We start from the raw sequence: 10,487 nt of genomic DNA, 5'->3' as shown, positions 1-10,487 counted from the left end.
GTCCGGCAAAAGCCGGGCCCTGATTCATTTCTGCGCACCTTTTCCCTGGGGCGGCGCTGTTTCATGAAATTTTTCTTACAACGCGCAGTCCGTGCGGTCCCGGAACGTCTAGTAACAAGCAGAAGCTGTGGACGCGGGTATGCGGGCAGAAAACCGTAACGGGAATGTCGCAAGCGCACTGCACGGTAGCGGCCGGTGCCAGACCGGTTATCACACAAGGAACTGAGTGCATCGCTATGCATGATTTCGAGAGCAGGGTCGGCGCGCTGCGCGCCATGATGCGACGGGCGCCGGGAGCGATGGTGCTGGCGCTGGCCGCGGGCGCGGCCTGGGCGCAGCCGGCGCCGGCCGCGGACAGCAACGCGCGCCGCGTCAACATCAACGAATACATCGTGCGCGGCAACACCGTACTGGATGCGCGCGACATCGAAAAGGCCGTCTACCCCTACCTGGGACCGGACCGCACGCTGGCCGACATCGAATCGGCGCGCGAGGCCTTGCAGACCATCTACCAGGAACGCGGCTACCAGTCGGTGTACGTGGACCTGCCCGAGCAACAGGTGGCCGACGGCATCGTGTTCCTGCAAGTGGCCGAGACCAAGGTGGGCCGGGTGCGCGTGGTGGGCGCCAAGCACTATTCGCCGCTGACGATCCGCGACGAAGTGCCCGCGCTGCAGGAAGGCGCCGTGCCCAACTTCAACCAGGCGCAGGCCCAGCTGACCGACCTGAACAAGGGCGCCAGCCGCCAGGTGGTGCCGCTGGTCAAGGAAGGCCGCGTGCCCGGCACGATGGACGTGGACCTGAAGGTCGAGGACAAGAACCCCTGGCACGCCAGCCTGGGCCTGAACAACGACTACAGCGCCGACACGACGCGCCTGCGCAGCACGGCCTCGCTGGGCTACGACAACCTGTGGCAGCTGGGCCATTCGGTCAGCCTGACCTTCTTTACCGCGCCCCAGGAAACCGACAACGCCAAGGTCTGGTCCGGCTCGTATTCGATGCCGCTGGACAAGCAGTGGAGCCTGCAGTTCACCGGCTACAAGAGCGACAGCAACGTCGCCACCATCGGCGGCACCAACGTGCTGGGCAAGGGCTATTCGTTCGGCATGAGCGCCATCTACACGCTGGCGCCGCAGGGCGATTGGGTCAACTCGCTGTCGGCCGGGCTGGACTACAAGAAGTTCGACGAAACCACGCGTTTCGGCGACAACGAAGACCGCATTCCCCTGAAGTACGTGCCGTTCACGTTCTCGTACAACGGCTACCGCTATTCCGAATCGTCGCAAAGCAGCCTGGGCCTGTCGGTCGTGGGCGCCAGCCGTTCGTTCTTCGGCATGGGCAGCGACTGGAAGGCATTCGACGACAAGCGCTATCGCGCCAGCCCCAGCTTCGCGCTGCTGCGCGGCGACGGCACCCACACGCAGAACCTGTTCGGCGACTGGCAACTGGGCCTGCGCGCAGGCTTCCAGCTGTCGTCCGGCGCGCTGGTGTCCAACGAACAGTTCTCGGCCGGCGGCAGCACCAGCGTGCGCGGCTACCTGGCCGCCGAACGCACCGGCGACGACGGCTTCCTGGGCTCGGTCGAGTGGCGCACGCCGTCGCTGGCCCGCTGGCTGGGCAGCAATGTCAATGAATGGCGCTTCTATGCTTTTGCCGACGCCGCCACGCTGCGCCTGCGCGACCCGTTGCCCGAGCAGGATTCCAGCTACTCGCTGGCCAGCGTCGGCCTGGGCACGCGCCTGCAGGTGCTGGACTGGCTGTCCGGCTCGCTGGACTGGGGCTATCCGCTCAAAGACGGCCCCAACACCAAGAAACACGATCCCCGCCTGAACTTCAGCGTACGCGCCAGCTTCTGAGCGCTCGCGAAACCGTATTTACCCCGGAGTCTTGACCATGCAACGCTTATTGATGCTCCTGTTGACCGTGCTGGCCGGCGTCTTGCCGTCCGCCGCCCATGCCTGGTGGCAGCCTGACTGGCAGTACCGCAAGCAGATCACCGTCGACAGCACGCCGCAGGGCGCGCCGCTGGGCGGCGCCGCGGGCCGCACGCCGCTGCTGGTGCGCCTGCACACCGGCAACTTCTCGTTCGACGGCATCAACGAAAAGGGCGCCGACATCCGCTTCGTGGCGGGCGACGACCAGACCGTGCTGAACCACCAGCTGGAAGCCTTCGACCCGCTGCTGGGCATGGCGCTGGTGTGGGTGGACCTGCCCGAGCTGGCCGACGGCCAGCGCCAGGACATCTGGATGTACTACGGCAACCAGAAGGCCCCGGCGTCCGCCAATGGCCAACTGACGTTCGACCCCAACTACACACTGGTCTACCACTTCGACGGCGCTGCCGGCGCCCCGCCGCGCGACACCACCGGCAACAGCAACAATGCCCAGACGCCGATGGCCGCTGCCGTCGATGGCGTGATCGGCCGCGCCGCGCAGTTCACGGGCGGCGCCCCGCTGATGCTGCCCGCCAGCCCGTCGCTGGCCGTGCCGGCCGCCGGCGCCTTCACCTTCAGCGCCTGGGTGCGCGCCGACCAACCGGCCGGCGAACAGCTGGTCTATGCCCGCCGCGATGCCGGCAACGCGCTCTTGATCGGTATCAACCAGGGCGTGCCTTTCGTGGAAGTGAACGGCCAGCGCAGCCAGCCCGGCCAGTCGCTGACCCCGGCCGCCTGGCAGCACCTGGCCGTAACGGCCGACGGCAGCCGCGTCACGCTGTATGTGAATGGCCGCGCCACGTCCTCGCTGGCCGCCAGCCTGCCGCCGCTGAACACGCCCGCCGCCCTGGGCGGCGACGTGCCGGCTCCGGCCGTGGCCGTGGCGCCTGCCGCTGCTGAAGGCGCCGCCGCCAACCCGGCTGCCGACGCTGCACCCGCTGCCGCCCCGCACGTTTACGCACCGTTTGTCGGCGCCATCGACGAAGTGCGCCTGTCGCGCGTGGCCCGACCGGCCGCGCTGATCCTGGCCGACGCGCTGTCGCAGGGTTCGGAATCGCGCCTGGTGGCCTACGGCACCGACGAAGAACAATCGGGCTTCGGCTTCGGCGGCCTGGGCTTCCTGCTCAAGGCCGTGCCGATCGACGCCTGGGTCATCATCGCCATCCTGGTGCTGATGATGGTGCAGTCGTGGATCATCATGATCCGAAAGAGTCGCAACGTGGCCCGCGTGGCGCGTGCCAACGAGCAGTTCCGCGAGTCCTTCGCCAAGGTCGGCCAGCGCCTGGAACTGCTGGCCGACGACAAGAACCTGGCCACCCGCCTGGAACACGCGTCGCTGTGGCGTCTGTACCGCGTGGCCATCAACGAAATCCGCACCCGTCGCGAGCAGGGCGCCGACACCAGCGCGATCTCGGCCGCCACCATCGAAGCCATCCGCGCCTCGCTGGACGCCGTGCGCACCAAGGAAAACCAGCTGCTGGGCGCCAAGCTCGGCGTGCTGTCCAACGCCATCGCCGGCGGCCCTTACATCGGGCTGCTGGGCACGGTGCTGGGCATCATGGTGGTGTTCCTGGGCACGGCCATGGCCGGTGACGTGAACATCAACGCCATCGCCCCGGGCATGGCCGCCGCGCTGCTGGCCACCGCCATGGGCCTGTTCGTCGCCATCCCCGCCCTGTTTGGCTACAACCGCCTGGTCTCGCGCAACAAGGAAGTCAGCGCCGACATGCGCGTGTTCGTCGATGAATTCGTGACGCGCCTGGCCGAAGTGCATGGCGAGACCCAGGCCCAGGAAGCCGCCCACCACAGCGCCGCGCGCGCGCCCGCCGCCCGCCCCGCCGTGCGCGAGCCGCAGCCCGCCGAAGCGTAAGGAGACGACCCCATGGCTTCCGTATCCGCTTCCCAGGACGACGATGATGACGCACCCGTCGACGGCATCAACATCACGCCGCTGGTCGACGTGCTGATGGTCGTGCTGGTCATGTTCATCCTGACCGCCACGGCGCAGATCGCCGGCATCAAGGTGAACCTGCCCAAGGCCAGCTCGTCCATCGCGCTGTCGCAGCCCAAGACCAAGGCCATTTCCGTCAACGACGCCGGCCAGGTATTCCTGGACGCCTACCCGGTCACCCTGCCCGAGCTGGAAGACCGGCTGCGCACGGAGAAAGCGCTGAACCCCGATTTTCCGGTGATCGTGCGCGGCGACGCCGCCGTGCAATACCAGAAGGTCGTGGAAGTGCTGGATCTGCTGCGCCGCCTGGAACTGGCCCAGGTCGGGTTGGTCACGGGCAAGCCGAGATAGGGGCCGAGGCTACCGCCATGCCGCAACACGCATCCGATACCTCGCGCACCCCGCACCCCGCGCTTCGCTGGCTCAAGCTGGCGGCCGTGGCGGTGGTGTTGATCGCGGCCGCCTACGCGCTGTGGCGCTGGGCCAATGACATGGCCGGCGTGCGCCGCGACGCGCCCAAGGTCACCGCGATCATCCCGCTGCCCCCGCCGCCGCCGCCGCCGCCCGAACCGGAAAAGCCGCCCGAGCCCGAGCCGCCCAAGGAAGAGCCCGTGGCCACGCCCGAACCCGAGCCGCAGCCTACGCCCGAACCGCCCAAGCCGCAGGACGAGGCGCCGCCGCGCCCGGCCGACGACCTGGCCAACCCGATGCAGATCGACGGCGACGCCCAGGCGGGCAGCGACGCGTTCAACATCGGCGCGGGGCAGGGCAAGGGCATGGCGGGCGGTGGCGGCGGCCGCGCCGGCAACGCCACTTACAGCCAGTACCTCGCCTACGCGCTGCAGAAGATCCTGCGCGAAGACGAGCGCACGCGCAATCTGACCTTCCGCCTGCAGGCCAACATCTGGCTCACGGCCAGCGGCCAGATCACGCGGGTGGAACTGACCCGTTCCAGCGGCGATGCCGACGTCGATGCCCGCGTGGTGGCGGCGCTGCGCGCGGTGCCGGGCCTGGATGAACGTCCGCCGGCCTCGGCCAGCATGCCCATCCGCGCATCGCTGACCGGCCGCCGCCCCTCCTGAAGTGCTGAATTGAACCGATCCTGGAGTGCCAAGAGAATGAAGTTCCAAATGAACCGGTTGGCGGCAACGCTGGCCCTGGCCGCGGCGGGCGCCGCCGCGCTGCCGGCCCACGCCGCGCCCGCCCCGTCCGAGAACGCCACCATCAACCTGATCCGCCTGCTGGTGCAGCAGGGCGTGCTGAAGGCGGACCAGGCCGAAGCCCTGGTGGCCCAGGCCGAAGCCGAAGCGAAGGCCGCGCGCGCCGCGCCGCAGGACCGTGGCGGCGCCGCGGCCCAGCCTGGCGACGTGCGCGTGCCTTACATTCCGCAGACCGTGCGCGACCAGATCCGCGACGAGGTCAAGGCGGAAGTCATGGTGCAGGCCAAGGAAGAAAACTGGGCCCAGCCCAACACCTTCCCCGACTGGGTATCGCGCATCACCATCGACGGCGACGTGCGCGTGCGCGACGAATCGCGCCTGTACTCGGGCAACAACAGCAATGAAATCGTCGATTTCGCCAAGCTCAATGCGAAGGGTCCGTACGACCTGAACCGCAACACCAACAACAACTACCCGCCGATGCTGAACACGCGGGAAGACCGCCGCAACCAGCTGCGCATCCGCGCGCGGCTGGGCGTGCGGGCGGAAATCTCCGAGTCGTGGTCGGCCGGCATCCGCCTGGCCACCGGCAGCGACGACAGCCCGGTGTCCACGTCGCAGACGCTGGGCGGCGGCATGGGCAAGAAGGACATCTGGCTGGACCAGGCCTACCTGACCTACCGCCCGGCCAAGTGGGCCACGGTGACCGGCGGGCGCATCGCCAACCCGTTCGAATCCACCGACATGCTGTTCTCGAACGACCTGAACTTCGACGGCGTGGCCGCGATCTTCAAGCAGCCGCTGGAAGGCCGCGACGTGACCCTGTTCGGCACGCTGGGCGCGTTCTCGACCGAGTACGGCTCCAATGGCTGGAATTCGTCGTCGTTCTCGGAAGGCAAGAGCGAAGACAAGTGGCTGCTGGCCGCCCAGGCCGGCGCCGACTGGAAGATCAACCCGCAGAACAGCGTGCGCGGCGCGCTGGCCTACTACCACTTCGACAACATCGCGGGCAAGCGCTCCAGCGCCTGCTCGCCGTGGGCCGGCCAGGAAAACTGCGACACCGACTGGTCGCGTCCGGCCTTCATGCAGAAGGGCAACACGCTCTTCCTGCTGCGCAACATCACCGCCAACCCGCTGGATCCGGCCAACACGCCGCAGCCGCAATACGTGGGCCTGGCGTCCAAGTTCGACCTGCTGGACCTGAACCTGCGCTGGGACACGCGGGTGTTCAACGGCCTGGGCCTGCGCCTGAACGCCAACTACATCCGCAACCTGGCCTACAGCAAGAGCAAGATGGCCAGCCGCTCGCAAGGCAATATCGTCAACAACTTCGGCGACAACGGCGACGTGGAAAGCGGTCCCAACGCCTGGATGCTGCAGGCCACGCTGGGCCGTTCGTACGACATGAAGGAGAAGGGCGATTGGCTGGCCTTCGTGGGCTACAAGTACATCCAGCCCGACGCGCTGCCCGATGCCTTCAACGACTCGTCGTTCCACCAGGGCGGCACCAACGCGCGCGGCTACTACCTCGGCGGCAGCTACGCCTTCGACAAGAACGTGTACGGCGTCCTGCGCTGGATGAGCACCCGCGAAGTCTACGGCGCGCCGCTGTCCATCGACACGATGCAGTTCGAGATCAACGCCAGGTTCTGAGGCCATGGACATGCACATCGTATGGGATGAATCCCGCCAACCCCAGGCGTTGGGCCGCGGCCGGCGGTTGGCCGCCGCCGTGGCCCTGTGCGCGGCGGGCCTGAGCCTGACCGGCCCGGCGCAGGCAGAAACCATGGAAGAGCGCCTGCGCACCCAATTGCGCAGCACCACCCAGCAACTGCAGCAGCTGCAAAGCGAACAGGCCCAGGTCAACGCCGCCAAGGCCGCGGCCGAGGCCCAGCGCGATGCCGCCCAGAAAGAGCTGGAAGCGCTGCGCGGCCAGCTCGCCAAGACCAAGGGCCAGGCTGACAAGCTGGCCGAGCAGCAGGGCGCCGTCATGGAAAGCGCGCAGGCGCAAGTGGCGGCCAGCCATGCCCAGCTGGGCAAGTTCAAGGGCGCCTACGACGAGCTGCTGGCGCTGTCGCGCGCCAAGGAAACCGAGCGCGTGGCCCTGGCCCGCACGCTGGCGCAGCGCGACGAGCAGGTCAAGACCTGCGTCACCAAGAACCGCGAGATGTACGAGGCCGGCAAGGAAATCCTGAACGCCTACGAACGCATCAGCACCGGCGGCATCCTGGCCATGAAGCAGCCCTTTGCCGGCAGCGCCCGCGTCAAGTTCGAGGAACAGGCGCAGGAATACGGCGACAAGCTGTATGACGCGCAGGTGTCGGCGGCCCCGGCCGCCGCTGCCGCCCCGGCCGCCCAACCCTGATTTTCAAGACCTGTCTTCATTTCTTCATCTAGGAAAACTGTAATGACCGACTCCAGCCTGATTCTCGACGTGAACGCCGAACGCCTGCAGGAACTGCTGCAATCCGCCGGCTACCGCGTCACCGTGTCCGAGCAGAACGGCATGGTGCAACTGCTCAGCGCCAGCCAGGGCGTGGGCTTCGCCGTGCGCCTGGGCAACCCGGCCGCCGAAGACGGCCACGTCCTGGACTACACGCTGAGCTGCGCGCTGCGCGTGCAGGGCGAGCTGCCCGCCGGCCTGGCCGAGCGCTGGAACGTGGAAAAGCGCTTCGCCCGCCTGACGGTGCAAGGCGCCTTCCTGGTGCTGGAACTGGACGTGATCCTGGCCGGCGGCGTGTCCGAGAACTACCTGCGCGCCACCGCCGAACTGTGGGACCGCCTGTTGCAGGAATTCCTGCTGTTCCTGCGCGCCAACGCCACCAGCCCGGCGACCGAGGCACCTGCACCGCAGGAAGAAGCCGTCGCCGAGGCGGCGAACTGATCCATCCGCCGGGCCGGCGCCCGGCGGCGGGGGCGATGACCCCAACCACCGGCCGCCGTTCCGCGTGAATGGCGCATTCAAGCAAGCGAGGTTTCGACCATGACTATTCTTTCCGACAAGCCCACCCGGTTGCGCGTCACCGCCGCCGTGCTGTTGATCGCAGTGCTGGCCGGCGCCGTGGCGCTGATGCGCGGCAATCCAGCCCAAAGCAGCGAAGCCGCGCCCGCCAAGGTCGCCGCGGCCGACCCCGCCAAACCTGCCGCCGTGCCGGCCAAGGCAGCCAGCCCTGCCGCCGCGCAGGCCCCCGCCGTTGCCACGCTGGGCGCCGTGCAGGTCGACCGCGACGAGCTGGTGCGCCAGCTGCTAGCCATGCCGCCCGAGGCCCGCGCCCAGTTGCAGGGCAACCGCGCCGGGCTGGACCAATGGCTGCGCGCGCGCCTGGCCGAAAAGGCCCTGGTCGAACAGGCCCGCGCCCAGGGCTGGCAAGACAAGCCCGAACTCAAGCGCGCCTTCCAGGCCGCGCAGGAACGCATCGTGCTGCAGACCTACCTGGACTCCGTCAGCCGCGCGCCCGACGGCTATCCGGCCGACGCCGACCTGCAAGCCGCCTACGAACGGGCCAAGCCGCAGCTGGCACAGCCGGCCATGTACCGCGTCAGCCAGATCTTCCTGCCCGCCGCGCTGGGCGACAACGACGCCGTGGCCAGCGCCCGCAAGCAGGCGCTGGACCTGGTCAAGCGGGCCCAGGCGCCCAAGGCCGATTTCGCCGCGCTGGCCAAGACCTATTCGCAGGACACGACCACCCGCGCCCAGGGCGGCGACATCGGCTACGTGCCGCTGGCGCAGCTGACGCCGGAAATGCGTCCGGCCATCGAGCAGTTGAAGGCCGGCGAGGTCTCGGCGCCGGTGCAGTCGGCGGCGGGTTTCCACATCCTGAAGGTGGTCGATCTGCGCGCGGCCAGCGTCACGCCGTTCGAGCAGGTCAAGGAAGAATTGCGCGCCGCGTTGCGCAGCCAACGCCAGGAACTGGCGGCACGGGCTTACCTGGAGGGGTTGCTCAATGCAGGAACCGTCAGCATTGATGGCGCGGCCCTCAATGCCGCCTTCGAACAAAGCGCGTCCGCCGCGCAAGCCCAGCCCGCCCTCGCGGCCCGCGCGCCCTGACGGCGACGGCGTCGCCGCCTTGCTGGACGCGCGGCTGGACCTGGCCCTGGGCCAGGCCGGGCCGCCGGCCAGCCTGCAATGCGCCCCGGCGCTGCTGCAGTCGCTGCGCACCACGTTTGCCGGTGAGCTGCTGCACTGGCTGGCGCTGGTGCCGCAGGTCGAGGCCGGCCGCGCGCGCGATCCGCTGCGCGACCACAGTCTGGACCTGGCGGACCTGCGCGTGCTGTACCGGGCGCTGCGGGTGGCCTGGCTGGCCGAGCTGGTGTTCGGCGGCGCGGACGGCGCGCGGCGCTGGCTGTGCAGCCCCAAGCGCCGGCTGCACGGCCGGGTGCCGATGCTGCTGTGCCAGCATGGGCGCTACGCCGCCATGATCGAGCAATGGCTGATCAACATCGACGAAGGAAACGGCCCATGACCGCGCTTTGGTGTTTGATCGACGAAGGAAACGGCCCATGAAGCTGCCCCGGCGCTCTATTGAAGGACTCGGCTGATGACGCCGCTTTGGCGCTTGAGCAACAGCCAGGACCTGCTGCCGCGCGCTCGCCCCGCCGGCCGCTGGCATGGCGCGGGGGCCGCGGTGGTGGTGCTGGATGCCTCCCCCGCGGCCGCGGTATTCGCCCGCCTGGCGCAAGCCGAGGTCGCGCATCCTCGCGCCTTGCCGCGCAATTACTTTCTGCTGGAAGTACGGGTGCCGCCGCAATCGGTGGCCGACCCGCGCCCGCCCAGCGCGTGGCAGACCGACTTGCAGGCGTCTCGCGCCTTCGGCAACGCCTGGCTGGCCGAGGGTGACGCACTGCTGCTGAAAGTGCCGTCCGCTGCCGGCGGCTCCCAGTACCTGCTCAACGCCGACCACCCGCAACTGGCGCAATGCCAGATCGTCTCGTCGGTGGCGTACCCGTTCGCGCCCCATCTGACGGGCATCGACGGCGCGGTGCTGGATGGGGCGGGATGGCTGGCGTCGGCGCGGGATTGATCGGTGCGGGGTTGATTGCAGTGAGGGAGGCGGCACGGATGAGGCGCCCGGTACGCGCGTAACCGGTTCGTCGGCGGGCCGCGCGTTATGCGCGGCAAGCGCAAAGGTCAAAGGTCAATCTTCTTTGGGTCCGATTTCCGTCGGTTCCACCAGGTTTTTAAAAAAATCAGAATATTCCAATGTTTCATCCGATTCGGACTGCGTAGCGTAAGCGAGCTGCAATTTCCGGATCGGTGCTTTTGGCTTTGTCGATAGTCCGCGGGGTATAGGCGGGTTGCGTGTCGGCAGTCCTGGCAACGGTTGTGGTCTCACCCCTTGCCGAGTCTTGCCCGCCATGTCGACGATACGCCGCACGATTGCCTGGTTGTTGGTCTTTGCGCAGATCTGGACGCCCGTCCTGGCGCAGACCTTGCCGATTTCG

General features: G+C 68.3%; 11 protein-coding genes. 10 read left to right on the top strand and 1 reads right to left on the bottom strand.

Annotated elements, in window-relative coordinates; genetic code table 11:
* Positions 1 to 236: 236 nt before the first annotated feature.
* The 10 genes from AC3WMR_RS30155 to AC3WMR_RS30110 all read left to right on the top strand — a co-directional run bounded on the left by AC3WMR_RS30155 (position 237) and on the right by AC3WMR_RS30110 (position 10,066).
* Positions 237 to 1,856 (top strand): ShlB/FhaC/HecB family hemolysin secretion/activation protein, encoded by a 1,620-nt coding sequence (locus tag AC3WMR_RS30155; protein WP_492266882.1) that lies wholly within the window; start codon positions 237 to 239, stop codon positions 1,854 to 1,856.
* Between the two features lie 37 nt (positions 1,857 to 1,893).
* A complete protein-coding gene (locus AC3WMR_RS30150; RefSeq protein ID WP_492266883.1) occupies positions 1,894 to 3,804 on the top strand; it encodes a DUF2341 domain-containing protein in 1,911 nt (636 codons plus the stop codon).
* Between the two features lie 12 nt (positions 3,805 to 3,816).
* Positions 3,817 to 4,236, top strand: a complete 420-nt coding sequence (locus tag AC3WMR_RS30145) for an ExbD/TolR family protein (protein WP_025140675.1) — start codon at positions 3,817 to 3,819, stop codon at positions 4,234 to 4,236.
* A gap of 17 nt (positions 4,237 to 4,253) precedes the next feature.
* The gene (locus AC3WMR_RS30140) at positions 4,254 to 4,967 is read left to right on the top strand and encodes a TonB C-terminal domain-containing protein (RefSeq protein ID WP_492266884.1); all 714 of its coding nucleotides are present in this window, start codon (positions 4,254 to 4,256) and stop codon (positions 4,965 to 4,967) included.
* A gap of 36 nt (positions 4,968 to 5,003) precedes the next feature.
* Positions 5,004 to 6,698, top strand: a complete 1,695-nt coding sequence (locus tag AC3WMR_RS30135) for a putative porin (protein WP_492266885.1) — start codon at positions 5,004 to 5,006, stop codon at positions 6,696 to 6,698.
* Positions 6,699 to 6,708: 10 nt separating this feature from the next.
* Positions 6,709 to 7,410, top strand: a complete 702-nt coding sequence (locus tag AC3WMR_RS30130) for a DNA repair protein (RefSeq protein ID WP_492266886.1) — start codon at positions 6,709 to 6,711, stop codon at positions 7,408 to 7,410.
* Between the two features lie 42 nt (positions 7,411 to 7,452).
* The gene (locus tag AC3WMR_RS30125; protein WP_492266887.1) at positions 7,453 to 7,929 is read left to right on the top strand and encodes a YbjN domain-containing protein; all 477 of its coding nucleotides are present in this window, start codon (positions 7,453 to 7,455) and stop codon (positions 7,927 to 7,929) included.
* Between the two features lie 99 nt (positions 7,930 to 8,028).
* Positions 8,029 to 9,093: a peptidylprolyl isomerase gene (locus tag AC3WMR_RS30120; protein WP_492266888.1), complete on the top strand. Its 1,065-nt coding sequence runs from the start codon at positions 8,029 to 8,031 to the stop codon at positions 9,091 to 9,093.
* On the top strand, positions 9,026 to 9,508 hold the full coding sequence (locus AC3WMR_RS30115) for an MbcA/ParS/Xre antitoxin family protein (RefSeq protein WP_025140681.1): 483 nt from the start codon (positions 9,026 to 9,028) through the stop codon (positions 9,506 to 9,508). The genes AC3WMR_RS30120 and AC3WMR_RS30115 overlap by 68 nt, the downstream gene beginning before the upstream one ends.
* A 75-nt stretch (positions 9,509 to 9,583) precedes the next feature.
* Complete coding sequence (locus AC3WMR_RS30110; protein ID WP_492266889.1) at positions 9,584 to 10,066, top strand: RES family NAD+ phosphorylase; 483 nt, start codon at positions 9,584 to 9,586, stop codon at positions 10,064 to 10,066.
* Between the two features lie 114 nt (positions 10,067 to 10,180).
* Here the strand turns inward: AC3WMR_RS30110 and AC3WMR_RS30105 are convergent.
* On the bottom strand, positions 10,181 to 10,487 hold a 307-nt coding region (locus AC3WMR_RS30105), incomplete at its 5' end, for a hypothetical protein (RefSeq protein WP_492266890.1).

It is taken from the genome of Achromobacter sp. FW305-C-28 (assembly GCF_058783235.1).
Note: the sequence above shows the minus strand (reverse complement) of the source record. Positions and strands in the feature narration are given on the sequence as shown.